At 50.5% G+C, this 17,977-nt stretch carries 15 protein-coding genes; 5 read left to right on the plus strand and 10 right to left on the minus strand.

The genetic code is table 11. From position 1 onward, the window contains the following. Nucleotides 1–443 precede the first annotated feature (443 nt). The gene (locus ACR6Z4_RS15320) at nucleotides 444–1,919 is read left to right on the plus strand and encodes a BCD family MFS transporter (protein WP_479718157.1); all 1,476 of its coding nucleotides are present in this window, start codon (nucleotides 444–446) and stop codon (nucleotides 1,917–1,919) included. A 277-nt stretch (nucleotides 1,920–2,196) separates the two neighbouring features. On the opposite strand, the gene ACR6Z4_RS15325 is transcribed toward ACR6Z4_RS15320, so the two are convergent. Beyond that, nucleotides 2,197–2,985 carry a class I SAM-dependent methyltransferase gene (locus ACR6Z4_RS15325; RefSeq protein ID WP_479718158.1) on the minus strand — a complete coding sequence of 263 codons (789 nt, stop codon included), beginning with the start codon at nucleotides 2,983–2,985 and terminating at the stop codon, nucleotides 2,197–2,199. A gap of 250 nt (nucleotides 2,986–3,235) precedes the next feature. Here ACR6Z4_RS15325 and ACR6Z4_RS15330 point away from each other — a divergent pair, with 250 nt between their 5' ends. Further along, on the plus strand, nucleotides 3,236–4,210 hold the full coding sequence (locus ACR6Z4_RS15330; protein ID WP_479718159.1) for a cysteine synthase A: 975 nt from the start codon (nucleotides 3,236–3,238) through the stop codon (nucleotides 4,208–4,210). Between the two features lie 160 nt (nucleotides 4,211–4,370). Here the strand turns inward: ACR6Z4_RS15330 and ACR6Z4_RS15335 are convergent, their stop codons facing one another. Continuing rightward, on the minus strand, nucleotides 4,371–5,294 hold the full coding sequence (locus ACR6Z4_RS15335; protein WP_479718177.1) for an alpha/beta fold hydrolase: 924 nt from the start codon (nucleotides 5,292–5,294) through the stop codon (nucleotides 4,371–4,373). Nucleotides 5,295–5,951: 657 nt separating this feature from the next. Here ACR6Z4_RS15335 and ACR6Z4_RS15340 point away from each other — a divergent pair. Beyond that, entirely contained in the window at nucleotides 5,952–6,533 is a 582-nt protein-coding gene (locus ACR6Z4_RS15340) for a hypothetical protein (protein WP_479718160.1), read from the plus strand. Between the two features lie 91 nt (nucleotides 6,534–6,624). Here ACR6Z4_RS15340 and ACR6Z4_RS15345 read toward each other — a convergent pair whose 3' ends face one another. The 7 genes from ACR6Z4_RS15345 to purC all read right to left on the minus strand — a co-directional run bounded on the left by ACR6Z4_RS15345 (nucleotide 6,625) and on the right by purC (nucleotide 14,660). Continuing rightward, nucleotides 6,625–6,942 carry an MGMT family protein gene (locus ACR6Z4_RS15345; protein ID WP_479718161.1) on the minus strand — a complete coding sequence of 106 codons (318 nt, stop codon included), beginning with the start codon at nucleotides 6,940–6,942 and terminating at the stop codon, nucleotides 6,625–6,627. 304 nt (nucleotides 6,943–7,246) lie between these two features. Continuing rightward, nucleotides 7,247–8,446, minus strand: coding sequence for a lipid-A-disaccharide synthase (lpxB, locus tag ACR6Z4_RS15350; RefSeq protein WP_479718162.1), 1,200 nt, complete (start codon nucleotides 8,444–8,446; stop codon nucleotides 7,247–7,249). A gap of 172 nt (nucleotides 8,447–8,618) precedes the next feature. Then, nucleotides 8,619–9,458, minus strand: a complete 840-nt coding sequence (gene lpxA / locus ACR6Z4_RS15355) for an acyl-ACP--UDP-N-acetylglucosamine O-acyltransferase (RefSeq protein WP_479718163.1) — start codon at nucleotides 9,456–9,458, stop codon at nucleotides 8,619–8,621. Nucleotides 9,459–9,767: 309 nt separating this feature from the next. Then, nucleotides 9,768–10,286: a 3-hydroxyacyl-ACP dehydratase FabZ gene (gene fabZ, locus ACR6Z4_RS15360; protein WP_479718164.1), complete on the minus strand. Its 519-nt coding sequence runs from the start codon at nucleotides 10,284–10,286 to the stop codon at nucleotides 9,768–9,770. 65 nt (nucleotides 10,287–10,351) lie between these two features. After that, nucleotides 10,352–11,242 carry a UDP-3-O-acyl-N-acetylglucosamine deacetylase gene (gene lpxC / locus ACR6Z4_RS15365; protein WP_479718165.1) on the minus strand — a complete coding sequence of 297 codons (891 nt, stop codon included), beginning with the start codon at nucleotides 11,240–11,242 and terminating at the stop codon, nucleotides 10,352–10,354. 153 nt (nucleotides 11,243–11,395) lie between these two features. Next, on the minus strand, nucleotides 11,396–13,732 hold the full coding sequence (locus ACR6Z4_RS15370) for a BamA/TamA family outer membrane protein (RefSeq protein WP_479718166.1): 2,337 nt from the start codon (nucleotides 13,730–13,732) through the stop codon (nucleotides 11,396–11,398). 193 nt (nucleotides 13,733–13,925) lie between these two features. Then, nucleotides 13,926–14,660 carry a phosphoribosylaminoimidazolesuccinocarboxamide synthase gene (gene purC / locus ACR6Z4_RS15375; RefSeq protein ID WP_479718167.1) on the minus strand — a complete coding sequence of 245 codons (735 nt, stop codon included), beginning with the start codon at nucleotides 14,658–14,660 and terminating at the stop codon, nucleotides 13,926–13,928. 617 nt (nucleotides 14,661–15,277) lie between these two features. Between purC and ACR6Z4_RS15380 the strand changes: the two genes are divergently transcribed. Together ACR6Z4_RS15380 and ACR6Z4_RS15385 are read left to right on the plus strand one after the other, a co-directional pair. After that, nucleotides 15,278–15,529: a DUF7219 family protein gene (locus tag ACR6Z4_RS15380; protein WP_479718168.1), complete on the plus strand. Its 252-nt coding sequence runs from the start codon at nucleotides 15,278–15,280 to the stop codon at nucleotides 15,527–15,529. 610 nt (nucleotides 15,530–16,139) lie between these two features. After that, nucleotides 16,140–17,507, plus strand: a complete 1,368-nt coding sequence (locus ACR6Z4_RS15385; RefSeq protein ID WP_479718169.1) for a PQQ-dependent sugar dehydrogenase — start codon at nucleotides 16,140–16,142, stop codon at nucleotides 17,505–17,507. Nucleotides 17,508–17,606: 99 nt separating this feature from the next. Here ACR6Z4_RS15385 and ACR6Z4_RS15390 read toward each other — a convergent pair. Beyond that, the coding region (locus ACR6Z4_RS15390; RefSeq protein ID WP_479718170.1) for an NTP transferase domain-containing protein at nucleotides 17,607–17,977 on the minus strand (371 nt) is incomplete at its 5' end.

Below are 17,977 nucleotides of genomic sequence, written 5' to 3' on the forward strand. Positions count from 1 at the left end.
GCCATGACTAGAAAGATACCGACACGATTTTTTTCGATCACCAAATCCGTAAAGTATATCATTCAGCCCTTCCCTGAGAAACCGTCCTACCAGCTGTAGTGCCTGACCTGAGATTGTATGGTGGATGTAGTGGTGTGCATGCAGGACTATTCTATGAAAGGCTGCGGCAGTAGGTGATATGTCTCAGATTTCACCCTCTTTTCGCACTCAGGATCACCAATTCAACAAAACCCGGATGTTGATTTTTGGTAGCGCGGCGTCGCCGCGCTACCAAAAATCAGCAATGCCCAAAATAATCCTGGGTTGATCCATCGGGGGGATTGATTCCGATATGTTTAAATCATAGGCGTTCCGCATTCGGGGAGTGGGCGTCGCCCACTCCCCGAATGCGGAACGCCCAAACCCAAGAAAACTAACCTGTAATCGAACCATTTGGCAGCCGCATGACCTCCGATCACTTTATCCAAACTGAGACGATTCGGTATCCCAGCATCCAACTCCCAACCATGTTTCGCATGGGGTTGTATCAGATGGGGTTAGGGATTATGTCGATTCTGACGTTGGGATTGCTCAACCGGATCATGATCAAAGAATTGGCGATCGCCCCTACTATCGTCGCTGTAATTCTCGCCGTTCCCTATTTTGTTGCCCCAGCCCGTGTCTGGTTTGGTCAACTGTCGGACTCAAAACCGTTGTTTGGGCAACATCGCACGGGCTACGTCTGGATCAGCGTTGTGTTCACAGCGGCGATCGCCTTTTTAGCCGTACAAGTGGTGTGGCAGTTGGGTGCCAGCCTCACCACAGAAAGTTGCACCGTTCAAACGACCGGATGGGCAGCCCTGCAAGACTTCTTTGTTCAAGCCAATTGCACGCAAAGCCGGGGGTGGGCACTGGTGTTGGCGTTTGTCTTTGCCCTGTATGGGTTAGGCATCAGTGCCGGGTCTACGCCCTTTGCCGCATTATTAGTCGATGTTTCCGAAGACAACAATCGCTCTAAGCTGGTTGGCATCGTCTGGGCAATGCTGTTGTTTGGCACGATTTTGGCAGCCGGTGGCATTTTTGGTTCTCTCAGCCAGCTAGAAGCCGATGCCCCACCTGCCGTTTTGCAGCAGGTCGTCAGCACCCTGTTCATCGTCCTGCCACTTCTGGTCATCGTCCTATCCGTCATCGGGACTATTGGGATTGAACCCAAATATTCTCGCTACCCATCGCGCTCGGTGGTGGTCGATCGGGAAGATAGCATCACTCTGGGCAGAGCCTGGAAGGTGTTGACGGCATCGCGGCAGACGGGGCTATTTTTTGCCTTTTTGATCACCATGACGATGGGCTTGTTTATGCAAGATGCCGTTTTAGAAGCCTATGGGGCTGAGGTGTTTGGCATGAAGGTGGGCGAAACGACCTTGCTCAATGCCTTCTTTGGCGTGGGGACAATTATGGGGATGACGACCACAGGGTTTTTGATCATCCCTCGCATGGGTAAGCAAGCGACGACCCGCCTGGGCTGCTTTCTGGTTGCTTTCTGTGCCCTATTGCTGATTGTGGCTGGCTTGACTCAAGTGCCCCAACTGCTCCAGTGGGTCATGTTGCTGTTTGGTTTGGCATCCGGCGTTGCCACCACCGGGGCGATTACCCTGATGCTCGACCTGACTGCCGCAGAAACGGCTGGCACATTTATCGGTGCCTGGGGTTTAGCCCAAGCCTGGGCACGAGGATTTGCCACCATTAGCGGCGGCGCGTTACTTGATTTAGGCAAGACGCTGTTTGGTGGAACTGCCACGTTTGCCTACGGGCTGGTGTTTTTTGCCGAAGCCACCGCCATGATCGTGGCAGTTGGGTTGCTCAGCCGAGTCAATGTCCAGGAGTTTGTCATCAACGCCAAAGCAGCGATCGCCAATGTATTGCAAGCAGACATCGACTGATCCGCCCATGTCATAATTTTTGGCGGTGCTTAATAATGGTATGAATTTGAACGTGAAACCTTTGGTTTCACGTTCAAATTCATACCCAAAATCAGCAACGCCTAATTTTTTGAGCGCACGACGGCGAAGCCGTCGCGCTCTCAAATAAGAACTAGGGTTGCGAACCCTAAATTTGGCACCCTGGGGGGTGGGGCGAAGCCCCACGCAGGGGTTCCACCCCTGCACCCCGTTTAAAACTTTTAATGGGGTCTACGAGAATTTATTTCATTCACGATCCTTATCCAATCTTTTCGAGTTCGATGGTGACAAACATGCCTAAGTAATTGTTGAACGGACTGAGTAACCATTCAAGCAATTCCACCCCTTTATATAAGGGGGAAGGCAACAGTTGCCTGAACGATAATCCGCCACTGAGCAAATATCGAAATGGCGTATGGACTCGCTGCGATCGCACTTTAAATTGGGGAAATTCTTCTGCAAACATTTGGGCATCGCGGCTAAAAATAATCCAGGGAATTGCCATATTGGCTCCGGATAACGGACCACCCTCTTCAAAACCCCATCCCCCTCTGGTTTCAAAGGGTTCGTGATGGAAATGGGTATAAATAAATTTTGACCAGAGTGTGTTGGCAGGCTCGATCATGACTACCTTGCCGCCGACTTTAAGACATCGCTGCATTTCTTGAAAAAACAGCCTGGAGTCTTTGATGTGGTGCAACACATCGATCATCAAAAAGGCGCTAGCGGTGCCATCTTTCAGCGGAATATCCATGGCTGAAAACACCCGATCAACACCGCTATAAGGCAAAATATCGGAGGTGACAATGGAGGGAGCCATGCTTTTTAAAAAACTGGCTCCACTGCCCAATTCAATCACATCGCCATCCGATGGAACGGTTTTAATTTTGCTGAGTAAGTCTTGATAAAAGCTCTTGTAAGTATTTCTTAAAAACGGTTTGCGCTTGATAATAGTGCGGATCGTATGAATATTGTCAGGGTTATCTAAATCCTGCATTTGAGTCGCTTCAGGCAGGCGTAACCAACTCAAGAGTCCGGTAGAAGACATATCGGCAAACTTTGGCAAACGAAGGGTCTAATTGCTTCAATCAGCTTAGCAGCATCGGGGGTGTTACTGGGTTTGGGCGCGAATCAGAACGGTAAACCGGGGGCTTGCGTCCCCATGCACAGCCGCATTCAACCATGCCCCACCCTGAGACGTGCGATCGCCCAACCCTAAAGGGCTAGTCTGAACGGCTCGACGTTGGTAAGCTCAAGGTATACAGCCCTAGATAGAAATAGGACGCAGGAACTCAACAATGGATATTAAGCATGGATTTGTAGGAACCATTGGCAACACGCCCCTCATTCGGTTAGACAGTTTCAGTGAGGCAACCGGATGCGAGATTTTAGGTAAAGCCGAGTTTCTCAATCCAGGGGGATCGGTCAAAGACCGAGCTGCCCTTTACATCATTGAAGATGCAGAAAAAAAAGGCTTGCTCAAACCTGGTGGCACGGTGGTCGAAGGTACCGCAGGCAATACGGGCATTGGCTTAGCCCACATCTGTAATGCCAAAGGCTATAAATGCCTGATTATTATCCCCGATACGCAGTCGCAAGAAAAAATGGATTTGTTGCGCACGCTAGGGGCAGAAGTTCGCCCAGTTCCGGCTGTGCCGTACCGCGATCCCAACAACTACGTCAAATTATCGGGACGGGTTGCCGAAGAAATGGAGAATGCGATCTGGGCAAACCAGTTTGATAACCTGGCAAATCGCCAAGCCCATTACGAAACCACAGGCCCCGAAATCTGGCAACAGACCGAGGGTAAAGTCGATGCCTGGGTTTGTGCTACTGGAACTGGTGGCACCTATGCCGGAGTCGCACTCTTCTTAAAAGAGAAAAATCCAGATATAACGTGTGTGCTGGCAGATCCGATGGGCAGCGGTCTCTATAGCTACGCCAAAACGGGACAAATTCAGCTGGAAGGCAGCTCGATTACCGAAGGCATTGGCAATAGCCGTGTCACTGCCAATATGGAAAATGTCCCTATCGACAACGCCCTTCAGATTCATGATCTGGAAGCAATCCAGGTGATTTATCAACTGCTGCGTCAGGATGGGTTGTTTATGGGTGGCTCCGTGGGGATCAATGTCGCCGCCGCCGTTACCCTAGCCAAGCAACTGGGACCCGGACATACCATTGTCACGGTGCTGTGTGATGGCGGTGCCCGCTACCAGTCGCGGTTATTTAATCAGGCATGGTTGGCAGAAAAAGGATTATTGCCAGCCTGATGGTCTATTTGCGGCATGGATGGTGATGCCTCAGGCATCACCATCCAGATCATCCCGTTTCAGGTAGGGTGTCGCGATCGCACTATTCAACCGCAACCCGATCGAAATCCACTCGCCAGATCTGAAACCGCAGAGGGTTGCCACAGCAGAACTCCTGTCTTTACGTGGGGCGAGACCCATTCAACTGGGTTAAGAATTTGCGGATCAAGCCGATGGTGACCGCAGGGAGTTCGAGTTGGGGGGTCAGCCCCACGTCATCGAGAATTTCTAGATGTTGAATGGCTTGGGGATTGAGTGCAGCCAGCCGTTGACCAATTTCGGGGCCGGTAAATTGGGCTTGCCGTCCCCAGAGCATGGCGGTTGGCACGGTCAACTGGGTAATGTAGCTGGCAAGGTCAAAACATAAATTACCCCGAACAAAGGAAAGCGCACTGTATTCAGCGTTGGGTTGTTGGGCAGACTTAAGGTAGGCATCTACAATTTCGGGATAAATTCGCTCAGGGCGAGCAAATTGGCGTTGTTCTAAAAAGCTGCGAATGCCATTGCTAGACGCGATCGCCACATTGTAAAGCAACCGATCGACAACGGGAGTGCTGACTAACTGAGCAAAGAAGCTGCGGCTATAGTCGTTGCCAAAGTCAGATAATCCCGAAGGCGTCACCAAAATCAACGACTGAAATAAATCGGGACGCGCGATCGCCACTCGAATCACCAAAGCAGCCGTTAAAGAAGACGCAATAACAGTGGTGGGTGCTTCAAAGGTTTTTTCTAAAAACTCGGTGAGTGTCGTCAGATAATCATCGATCTGGTAATAGCGACTGAGATGCTCAGAACGCCCCCATCCCAACAGATCGGGGGCAATGATGCGGTATTCGCTGGCAAATGCCGGATAGACCTTAGACCATTCATACGCCGAAGACCCGCCGCCAAAGCCATGCAGGAATGCTAACGTCGGGCGATCGCTATAGTCGCTTCGGTCTAGCCACATCGATGGTTGAGAAAAGGGACCATCCGCTGTGTAATAAACGATATTCCCTAAACTAGTCGCTACGGATTGTTGTAAAAAGCCGGATGGTTGTAACATAATGTAATGATATAAAGAAATAGTGCCTTCTTCCATAGATAGTTTAAATTCATGATGAAGTCACTGTTCTCTATCTGGAGTACAGGGTGCTGGGGCTGAAAACGGTTTGCCAGATTGACTGCGCCGATGAGATTCCAAGACAAATTCTCAATGTCTGTGAATACACTGAGGCTAATCTGAGGGCGTTCTATCAACCACAGCGATCGCTAAAGCGTTGAAAAACTACTCAACCGTTAAGCCGATATCTGAAAAGCACAGCCCATATATCTGCCTTAAGATAGATGACTCAGACGGTCAAAGATTAAATTTTGCTGCATAAGAGCGGTTGCATCTATCGAAAAGTTTGAGATTAAGGTAAAAATAAGAGTATCTACATAGAAAGCCAAGTATCTTTTGATACATGGGTTTTTGGTTTCGATTGATTTGGGTTTACGAGTTCCTCAGGGTGACATTGCTGCAACGTTTGGTTAGTGAGAGAGCCACTTTTGTCTAGAACCTAGCGTCTAGTTTGTATCTCTCATATTTTTTTCAGCTACCCGATCTCACACACGAGAGATCGATGTTGGCTGAAGTAACGAGAAACGGAACGATTCGACCGTTGTGAATGTTCTGTTAACCATGTTGGTCAGTGTTATGAGGTCATCTCTGGGAGAGGATATGGTAAAGCCATCTGGGTTTCAACGTGATTTTGACCAGCCCTTCAATCGTCTTGAAGTCGAAGCTGAGTTTGCTGAAGCTCCTGTTTTTCCAACCAGTCCTTTTCAAGATCCCGGGCCGGCTGGGTCGTCCCTGGTTCCGACTAAGCCTAAGTCTTGCGTCCATTTAGACTTAGAAAAGTTGCGGTGTTTTGAAGTGGTAGAGCGGCAGTTTCAGAAGTGTGGCGTCACCTTCTCTAATGCGATCGCACTGCAACCCTCTAATCCTGCCTTTCCGCCTCGGTCGGGCAAGACGGTGCTGATGGGTTCGCCCAAAGATGGCTGGGTAGAAGCAAAGTTTGAGATTCCGGTGCGGTCTGTGGCTGGGTTTGTCACCGGCTCTCGGCGCACGGTGTTGCTTGCCTACGACGCTGAAGGGCAGCCTGTTGCCCGTACCGAAAGCCCCGGAGCCAATCTGGCAGGGTCCAGTTCTCCTACCCCCGCTAATGTCAAATTAAGCCTGAAAGCCTCTAATATCCATCGGGTCATGTTTCAAACCTTCGATGGTCAATTTACGCTGGATGATTTTAGCTTTAGTTATTAGGGATCGGCTGTTAACGACAGCGCTTGACGCCTGGATCGATGACGGGCGTTGAGGGAGCCGCGCTCTGCACAGCTCCCTCTCAACGTGTATGTTACACAGGCGATCGCCATCGGTAGCGACTTAAATCAATCGTGCCTTCGGGGGTAAACTCAATGCCTTCTTGCTCTAACAGCGATCGCTGAAGATGGTCGCTGCCGTGACGAAACGGCGACTCTGAAACCCTGCCCTGGGCATTGACCACCCGTTGCCAGGGAATATCAGGCGATCGCATATCTACCCGATAGAGCGCATAGCCAACCAATCGTGCCCGTCCAGGTAAGTTGGCTAGATCTGCGACCTGACCGTAAGTGGCTACTGTCCCCGGTGGAATTTGGCGAACGATCGCATAAATGGCATCATACGTAGACATAAACGTCTTATACCGTTTCTATAGCGTTATGCAGGTTGATTCAGGACAGTGTTGTGGGGCGCGGAGCGCCCCACAACACTGTCTCTGTGCTTAACGAACTTGTACACCGTTGTATGGCTCTACGCAATCCAGTTAGGACATCGGGGGGATGGGGGCGGTGTCCCTACGCAGGGGTTCCACCCCTGCACCCCGTCCTAACCCTAATGCGTACCGTTGTATATGCTGACTGCAAAGCGATCAGAGATTTGCTAAACCTGCCCTTACAGAGATGTGTCAGGCAATCAGCGTGGGATCATAGTTCCAGTCATCCCGACTGGGATTGAGTAGGTCTAGACCCGTCGCGCATCAACAGGTTCAAGATTTCTTGGGCAGCGCGATCGCAGACCCCTGGTTCGCCTAAAACCTGCCGCATTCTGGCATAGTCGTCTAACATCAATTGCTGCCGATCGGGATTGAGTAACAGGTCAATGGCTGCCTGGGTAATATTGGCAGGCGTCGCCTGATACTGCATAAATTCGGGCACAATCGGCTGCATCAGTGCCAGGTTGGGCGGTGACATAAACGGAATTGAAAATTTTAGCAAATGTTCGCCAATCCAGGCAGTAAACGGACTCACCCGATACATCACCACTTGCGGAACGTTCATGAGGGCAATTTCCAGGTTTACGGTGCCTGATTTAGTAATTGCCAGGTCGGCAGCAGCGATCGCCATTTGGGTGTGCTGGGTCACCAATCGTGCTCGCAACCCATAGCGTTGAATGGCGCGTTCTAAAGGACGACGATAAATGTCCAACGAAAGCGGAATCCAGAACCGCACCTCCGGCAACTTCGCCTGGATTTCTTGGGCAGCCTGAAACATCACAGGCACAAGATATTTCAACTCTTGCGGACGAGAGGCAGGTAAAAGGGCGATCGCCAACTCGTCCGGAGCAATCCCTAAATACTCACGCGCCTCTGCCCGACTGGGTGCCGTTTGCATCCGATCGATCAGGGGATGCCCCACATAGGTCGTGTCTACGCCCCAATCTTGAAAATAGCGAGCTTCTTCTGGAAAAATTGCCAGCAACCGATCGGTCATCTGGACGATACGGCGGGTATTACGCGGGCTCAGTGACCAAACCCATTCTTGCGGAGCGATGTAATAAACAATCGGAATGTGAGACAGCTGATTCCGGGCATAGCTACCGATACCAATATTGGGACCGAGGTAATCAATCATCACCACCAAATCAGGGGGGTGTTGCTTGAGATAACGCTTGGCTCGGTGCTGAATCCAGATGGTGGGTAAGACGTAGGGCAATGATTCAAATAAGCCGATGGAGCCGATGCTGCTGGTGTTGCCCAATAGTGTTGCGCCCGCCTTTGCCATGCGATCGCCACCCAACCCCAGGATATCCAGCTCTATTCCTAAGCGATCCGCCTGACGAAACAATGCCTCAATCAGGAGCGATCCCTGAAGATCCCCAGAGACTTCTCCGGTGCTGATGAAGATACGGCTTTTCACAATACGTTTATCCTTAACCCCTCTTCACCCTTCCGCTGGGGAATCACAACACACCCCGTTCTGATACTCGTAATGCAATGCTCATCAAGCGATACTCGTGGTGGAATGGTTTGGAACCTGCGCTGAGCTTACGTTACCAACCGCTCCATAGCCAACTGACCAAATTTAACTGTTATCCCTTCTCGTCATCCTCTTCAATCCGTTTCTTTTTCTTAGCCGGAATAATACCCCGTCGTCCCGGCATCTGGCTGAGCTTGATAAACTGACAGAGATGTTGCAGTAGCTCGTTATCGGCTAATACATCTAATTGCTCCAGCGCCTGGTTAAACGTGAGTTCCGAACGATACAGCAGACGGAATGCTTTTTTCAGCGATTGCAATACCCGACCGTCTTCCAGGTCAGCAAAACCGGCTCGCTTTAAGCCCACATAATTGAGCGATCGCACTTTCGAAGGATTCCCCTCAACCAGCATAAACGGCGGCACATCCCGGTCAATACGGCTCATCCCGGCAATCATTGCCAAGCGCCCCACCCGGACAAATTGATGCACGCCCAAAACACCACTGATGCGAGCTTGCGACTCAATGTGAATATGCCCTGCCAGGGAAACGCTATTGGAAATGATGACGTGATCTTCCAGGACGCAATTATGGGCGACATGGGCATACGCCATCAGCATATTATTATTGCCAATCAGGGTTGCCTCACCCGACCGGGTTGCCCGATTAATCGTGACGTATTCTCGAATTAAATTATCATCCCCAATTTTTACCAGGGTTAGAGAGCCATCGTATTTCAGATCTTGCGGTTCCAGCCCGATCGCCGCTCCCGGAAAAATTTGATTGCGCGCACCGATCTCTGTCCAACCATCGAGCACAACATGGGGTCCGATTATCGTCCCAGGACCTACCTTAACCCTGGCACCAATCACGGCATACGCGCCAACCTGCACTGTCGGATGCAGATCCGCATTAGGATGAATAACGGCTGTTGGATGAATCAGAGTAGTCAAGGATACTGTGGGGTATGGGTGAAAGTTTAAAGAATTAGGAGTTGAGAAATAAAACTGAAAAATTTATAGGTCAGCGTCAATGCTGCAAAAAACGTGTAGCCGTCTCAAGGTGTTGAATTTTGCGAATCACTTGATCTTCAATACTTGATCTTTAATATTAGATGGCAAACGATCCCATACGAGTGCACCAGATTAAAAGTTTTGCGGGGGATGGAGGGGGCGACCCCCCTCTCTGGGGCGCAGCCCCAACTCCCAATATGGCAAAATTTAGCGGTTGCACGACTAGAGATCTTCAACACCCGACCTCTACTAATCCACAATAGAGAACATCAACTCACCCTCTGCGACGAGTTGTCCGTCTACTTCAGCACGACCTTGCATTTTGCCAAACCGCCGCCGCTTGACACTGAGCAACTCGACGGTCATCACGAGCTGATCACCGGGCACGACAGGACGACGAAACCGCACTTTATCAATGCCAGCAAACATAAATAGCCCAACTGGAATATCAGGCAATTGAGTCAGCACAATGCCACCCACCTGCGCCATTGCTTCCACAATCAACACACCCGGCATAATCGGGCGACCCGGAAAATGACCTTGGAAATGAGGTTCGTTGTAGGTAACGTTTTTGATGCCCGTAGCGCGCTCTCCAGGAACGAAGTCAATGATCCGATCGACGAGAGAGAAGGGATAGCGGTGTGGCAGAAGTTGATGAATTTCTTCAATACTAAACACTGATTTCAACGGTGCACGGTTGATCACCTCTGAGTCAGCTTCAGCCTGTACTTGAGCAGTATGAGTGTGAACTTCAGTCAATGTAGACATGGGTAAATTCTAGTAGGGCTATGCAACAAAGATTTAAGAGGAGGGAGAACCTTCCTTTAACAGGGTTAATTAACCTGCGCAAGTAACTGAGTGAGTTGAGTATGCAGGTGGTGACTGGCTTTATATGCCAGAAAATGTGCCAGGGGAAGAGTTCCTAGTAAACTTAAATCCCCTACTAAGTCTAAAAGTTTATGACGCACTGGTTCATTTGAAAATCTCAAGGGAGGATTTATCCATCCGTCTCGATCGCAGACTAAGGCATTCTCTAAACTTCCTCCCTTGATCAATCCACGACTCCGCAACTGTTCGACCTGTTCTGCCAACCCAAAAGTACGAGCCGGAGCGATCGCCTCGGCAAAGCTCTCTTGGGCAGGTGCCCAACTGTACCACTGGTTGCCGATGGCAGATACCGTGAAATCAATGCCATACGTAAACCGCAACTCTGGCGCAGGCAGGGCAGCGACGAAGGCATCGTCTTGTCGTATCCAGATGGGGTCTTGGAGAATTTGTTGGGGGCGAGGGTGGTGCTGACCGATCAGACCCGATTGGGCGATCGCCTCGACCCATTCCTGGGCAGAACCGTCGAGTAAAGGGACTTCAGGGGCATCAATTTGAATTTGAGCATTGTCTACACCCATGCCATTGAGTGCTGCCAATAGGTGCTCTACAGTGCGTACTGTAGCCTCACCCGCCTGAAGTGTCGTGGAAAGGGTGGTTTGACCTACCCGTTGAGCCGTGGCAGGAATCTCTGGGGCTCCGGGCAAGTCAACTCGGACAAACGAATAACCCCGATTCACATCAGCTGGCAGAACTCGCACCCGTACAGGCATGCCCGAATGCAATCCTACGCCACAGCGCTCAAATTCACGCTTCAGTGTGTGCTGCTCAGTTCGGAGCAGTGAACCGACTGAATTTGAACGGATTGTTGAACTTCGACGGTCAACTCCTGATGTCATCCCCACCTCTCACCCTTCACTGCTGGGATAAATTTAGGCTAGGAACAAAAGCCCTAAATTTACTCAGTTGTTTCATTCTTTAGACTCTATCCGAAAACTTGATAGAGTTCTGAGAATTTCCCAAGCGCCCTGGCAATTTGCGCCGAGGGGGTCTTAGAATCGCTCTCCAATGCCGAAATGAATCCGACCCTCTCCTTCATCGTTGATCCCGTAATCAACCCGAATTTGCCCCACTGGAGACTGAACGCGAACCCCTAACCCGTAACCAAAGCCACTCCCTGGCTTATTGCGGATTTCAGCAGGGCTACCGGGGACATCGCCCGCTGTGCCCAGGTCAGTGCCAAAGTCTACGAACAGAGCACCCCCGACAATTGCAAAAATGGGGAAGCGATATTCGACGGTTGCCTGGACAAAACTGCGACCACTTCCCAATTCTCCAGAATCATAGCCCCGAACGGAGTCAGTTCCACCTAAGGAGAAAGCTTCGTAAGGGGGTAAGTCGCCCAAAACCGTGCCGACCTGCACGTTAAACGCCAGAGTTTGAGGACAGTCTGCTGGCGTGGGATTGTCCATCTGACAACCTGGTGTAAAGTTGGTAAACCGCACCGGAATGTATTGGCTGTAGCTGGCTCGCAGACGGTTAAAGGTAATCGAGCCGTTACCGACAGGAATGGTTTGCTCTGTACTCAAGCGCAACACTGAACCACTAGTTGGCGCTGTTCCGCTGTTGCGCAAGTCACGCGCTACCGAAAGCTGGAGCAAAAACAGGTCATCGGTACCTGAGCCGCTAAAGCTGAGATCGTTGCCAAATTCATCGATCGGGCTGAGAGCTCCGTCTGCATCTCGAATCGATACGCGCTGATATTGAAAACCGGCAGAACCCCGCCAGTTGTCCCAACCCAGCCATTCATCTAGCGGACGGCTGAAGCTAATCCCACCTCCCAGACGTTGGACTCTGGGGCGATCGCCATTGGGCAACTCAATTTCTCGTTCACCGCCATCAAAGATCAGTGAAATCGACCGACGACTAAACGCATTGACGGTGTAGGACGTGCGGTATGGATCGGTCGCAATCCAGGGATCGCTAAAGCTGATATCAAACAGCAAATCTCGTTGTCCGACCTGAATTTCGGCTCCCAATGTCTGGTTGTTGCCACCCAGGTTTCGTTCTTGATAGCTAACCGTACCAAATAGCCCACTCGACGAGCTAAACCCGACCCCGGCGGCAATCGAGCCGGTGTTGCGCTCGATCACATTGACAATAACATCCACTTTTCGGGGATCATCGCCTGGATTTAGAGAAACCCGCACGTCTTCAAACAGACCTAAGTTGTAGACCCGTTGTAAGTCTTCTTGAATGCGGTTTTGGTTAAAAATCTCTCCCGAATAGGAATTAAACTCGCGGGTGATGATAAAGGTGCGGGTTTTTCCTTCAATCGGGTTGCCATCTTCATCCGTGGCACTGCCCTCTTCGTCCAAAAACACCACTTCGATGTCTTCAATCACCCCTTCCGCGACATTTAGCGTCACGACGCCATCCGGTGCGACACTCGGAGCATCCACGATCTGCGCCAAGACGTAGCCGTTGTCTTGATACAACTGGTTTAATTCTTGTATTCCCGCTTGTAACTCACGGAAGTTGAGGGTTTGACCATACTGTTCGTCAAAAATGCCATCGACTGCCTGTTGGACAGGAACCTCAGTGCCGTCAACCCGAATGGTTTGCAGCGCGCTATCCCCCAAGGTCACCTGGCGTAATACTGGGTTTGGCTCGACCTCAAAAGTGATTCTGACGCCCAATGGGGTATCTTCTGGCATCACTCGGACATTGGCAAAGTAGCCGGTCTCAAACACAGAATTGATATCTGCCTGGAGTTGCGATCGCGTTGTAGTGCGCCCTGCCTGCGTCTGAATGGCATCGTAAACAACCGTCTGCAAATCTCCCGCTGCACCATTGACGACCACCTCAGCCACTAAAACACGTGGCTCTGGCTCTGTACTCTGCGGCAAGATCGGGGTGCCACTGGGGGGTGGGGTAGTCGGGGGCGTTGCGGGCGTATTCGGGGTGCCATCAATTGTGGGGCCCGGTGCCAGATCAAACTGGATTGTGTCAGGTGCATCCTGCGTTGGTGTTTGGGTTCCGGGCGGCGGATTGCTAGAGTCTTCAGGTAATTCGTCCGGTGAACCGACCTGAGCTAACACCGCATCTGAAGAAAATTCTGGTTGGCTGACCGATGGCACAGAATCCTGAAGTGCAGTTTCTGTCGCCGCCTCTGGCTCACTCACTGCCGCCGATGGCGCTGGGTGGAGCGACGGATCCGCGACCAGCGATGTCAGGGTAATTTGAGATGTTGTTGAAAGGTCTGGCTCGCCCACACTCTCTAGCTCTGGAGATGAGGACGGGGGCAAGTTCTGCGCCTTTACGGAACTGGCTAAACCACAAGTTGCCGATATAGTCAGAAGTGCCAGTAAAACTGGGGAAAAACGCATAGTGTTCAAGTTGTTAGCCTCATCCACACACCACAGCCTGCAAAATTTTATCTCAATAAAGAAATCGCCGAGAGGCTATATTCTCAAACTCGAAGACAAATACGCAGGAAAAGAGTAATCAGGGAAGAACCGCATTCACAAAGCAAGCTCGTTACTTTGTGTAAACGGAAAGATTTTACAGCATTCGCTGCCATCACGCTCTAGATGCTTGGGCTAAGACCCGCTCTAGGACTTGCTGATAGGCTTTTTCTACATCTCCCAAATCGCGCCGAAAGCGATCTTTATCCATCACCCGCTGGTTGGCATCGGTGCTACTTTGATCCCACAGGCGGCAGGTATCGGGACTGATCTCATCTGCCAACAGCAAATTTTGATCGCGATCTAAACCAAACTCCAATTTGAAATCTACCAGGGTGATGCCACATTTCTGAAAAAAATCAGACAGAATTTGGTTAATCTTAAGCGCTTTGCTGCGCAATTGCTCGACTTGCTCTGGAGTTGCCAGTTCTAACAAGAAAAGGCGATCGCTTGTTAATAAGGGATCACCCAGGGCATCATTTTTGTAGTAAAACTCTACGAGCGGCTGTTTGAAAATCGTTCCTAGTTCTAGACCAGTCTGTTGACAGAGACTACCGGCTGCAATGTTCCTGACGACGACCTCTAGCAACACAATTTTGACGGCTTTCACTCGCATCGTGTTGGGGCTGGGGCAGTCGATTAGATGGGTGGCAATGCCCTGAGTTTCTAATAGTTGAAACAGATGGTTAGAAATGGTGCAATTTATCTCACCTTTGCCGATGATCTGACCCCGCTTTTGGGCATTAAACGCCGTCGCGTCATCTTTGAAGACGGTTAACAAGATATCGGGATCATCCGTAGGATAGAGGATTTTGGCTTTACCTTCGTAGAGCTTTTGTGGCGCAGACATAGAATCTAAAGTCCAAGAACAAGCTTCATTATTTTAGCGGTCAACTGTTCTATCCCTTTTGTAATTCTTTTTGAGAGGGCGACGGCAAAGACGTCGCCTGCCCAAATAAGTATTGGGTGCTATTTAAGCCACGGTTTTAAGAACTGCTGTTTACCAGCAGGATACGGAAATAAAGGGTGCAGGGGGCACTATCCCCCACACCCCCAATTCCAATCGCGATTGATGACGCAGTGTACTCAATTGGGTTGATGAGGCTAAATAGTGTTGCAAACACAAAATTTTGCAACATGGGGGTTTGGGGGCTGCGCCCCCAAGAGGGATTTTTACCCCCTCCACCCCCTCTAAAACTTTTAAGTTGGTGTAATAGGTTGGTGCCGTGAGAATACGGAATGACTGCCCTAAACGCTTAGAGAAATGAGCGATCGCACGAATGTTATCGTCCTACTCAACCTCTACATTGAGTGGAAAGAACGCAGATTCCGCCAGACTTTGTAATGTTTTTATTAAGGTTTTGCGCCGCGTTCTTTAGAACCGATCATTTCAGCTAATTTTTGGTTAAATTTAGGTTAATAGAAGGTTAACAACAGTCTTTGTTACTTACTTAGGGGGTGGGAACCATGCCAGACCGATCTAATTTTGTTTCTCCTTGCAGCCGTTACTACGGTCAGGTTAAGCCTGAAAATCTCGTGTTTAACGCCAACTTACAAGAATTTTCCCATCGCGTAAGTTTAATTACCAGCCTTCAAAGCAACGGTAAACTTTCCCCTGAAGAGTCTTTCAAGCAAATTGAATCTCTCTGGCACAAACTTGAAACCAGTAAAGATCAGTTAGGCATTGGTCGCAACCCATTTCAATCGGGTGCCGCTTAATCGGAAACGGCTTAACAACACCTTATGGTAACTACAAAGAGCAATCAGGGCGGGGGCTTAACCTCCGCCCTGATTTCGTTGAGGGGATAAATGTTGTGTTTGAGAGAGCGACGGCGGAGCCGTCGCTCTCTCACCAAAAATGACAGGTCAATAGCATCTGTTTTATCGCAATTGAGGAGAGGGTTAGGACGGTGGGGGTGTGGGGACTGCGCCCCCAGCCAGGGGTTCCACCCCTGCACCCCGTTCAACCAGCCTCTCGGCTGCTATACCTCGGTGTGGCAGGCTATATACCAATTCCCAATGGGCTATGAGAGGCTCACCCCTTCGGGGTGAGCCTCTCATAGCCCGTTTATCTGACAACTCATTTAGGATGGCGATATACAGCGCTTCGCGCTTGAATATGTTTAGATTTTTTGTTGTGTGCCGCGCGGAGCGCGGCACACAACAAAAAATCTGTGTCTTAATCAATTGAAGATGGCTGTAAGACGAGACCCAGCAGAAAAATTTAAAATCTAGAAGTGGAGATTGTGGCGTTGTTAGGTTTGGGCATGAACAGTTGTGCCGGGATTTAGCAATACCTGATTGTTGGCTGTTGAGAGACTCACTTCCTATGTTTGATCTACGCTTTTCTCTGCTGTTTCTGGTATTCAGTCTGGCAGCGTGTACTGCTAGCCCATCGATCCCTGATTCGGTTCCATCTGAACCGTCTGCCCGCAATGAGCCATCAGGTTCTCCCAGTGATGCGATCGCCAGTGACACCCAATCGCCTGTGGTGCCCCAAAACGCGGTGCCCCGAAACGTGGTGCCAACCCAACCGTTGAATCCCGTTCCTATTCAAATCAATCTGGCAGAGTTGCCGCTCCCGTTTGCCAGCCAGAGTGCCTCCCGATCGCCCACCGTTATCCCTGTCCCCCAAAATGCCTCGTTGCAGGTGCCCGACGGATTTGTAGTCACGGTCTATGCCGCAGGACTTGATCGCCCTCGCTGGCTCGCCTTAACCCCCACGGGTGATGTCTTGGTGGCAGAAACTCGACAAAACCGCATCCGTTTGCTGCGTGATCAGGATGGTGATGGCGTTGCCGACGTGAACCAGACCTTTGCGGATTCCAGCAATGGCTTAAATTCGCCCTTTGGCATGGCATTTACCGCTGGCAGCTTCTTTTTGGGAAACACCAACGAAGTCAGACGCTTTCCCTATGACAATGGTCAAGAGCAATTAACCGATCAGGGCGAAAAAATTGCAGATTTACCCGTGGGCGGACATTCGACCCGCAATGTAGCCGTATCACCTGATGGCAGACAGGTGTACGTCTCGATTGGCTCTCGCTCAAATGTGGATGAGGAGTCACTACCCCGTGCCTCGGTGCAGGTGATGAATTTGGATGGCTCCAATCAAGAAACCTTTGCCCACGGACTCCGCAATCCGGTCGGACTGGACTTTCACCCGACGACTGGAGAGTTGTATACGACGGTAAATGAGCGAGATGGATTGGGGGATGATCTGGTGCCCGATTATTTAACCCGTATCCAAGCGGGTGCATTTTATGGCTGGCCTTATGCCTATTTGTCTAGCGATCGCCTTGATCCTCGGCAAGCCCCCAATGGACGCAGTCGTAATCCTGATTTAGCAGCACAAACTCGCACCCCAGATGTCTTATTTCAGGCACATTCTGCGGCGTTAGGGCTGCGGTTTTATGATGGCGCGACATTTCCAGACCGTTATCGCAACGGTGCCTTTGTTGCTTTTCGGGGATCGTGGAATCGTAGCCAGGGGACAGGCTACAAAATTGTGTTTGTGCCGTTTAATGCAGACGGTCGCCCTGTTGGGCATTACGAAGATTTTGTCACGGGATTTTTAACCGATCCGAGTACACCCACAACCTGGGGACGTCCGGTTGGGTTGCTGGTCTTACCCGATGGCAGTCTCTTGTTTACCGAAGAGAGCAACGGTCGAATTTATCGCGTGCAATATTTGTAACGGTTGCTGTATGGCGCTGTACGGTTCGATTCAATACGGTGTTGTGGGGCGCTCCGTGCCTCACAACATCATTTCTGTACTGAACGAACTTGTACACCGCTATAAGTCTTCTGGCGTGTTGCAATTGAACAAAATTTGGCGATCGCTGAGGTGCCATTCTTCAACCTTCTGCGTCGCTAACCAGGTCTGAAACGATCGCCCCCCTTGCTGGATGAACGTTTCCAAACGTTCGCGACAGGCTTGACGATAAAACCCACATAGCGGCTGCCAACCTTTTTGATCTCGTGCCAGGAATGCCAGGGTTTCTGGGGATAGTTGCTCTAGCTGAGCGATCGCCCGTTGCAGCGGTTCCCGTCTAAGTTTCAATAAATCACACGCCAGCAATAAGACCCATTCAGTTTGTACGTGACTCAATCCCTGAGAAAAGCCTACAAGGGGTCCTTGGGTTTGTTTTTGCGGGTTGTTCCTTG

Source organism: Calyptranema fuscum S582 (genome assembly GCF_055793305.1).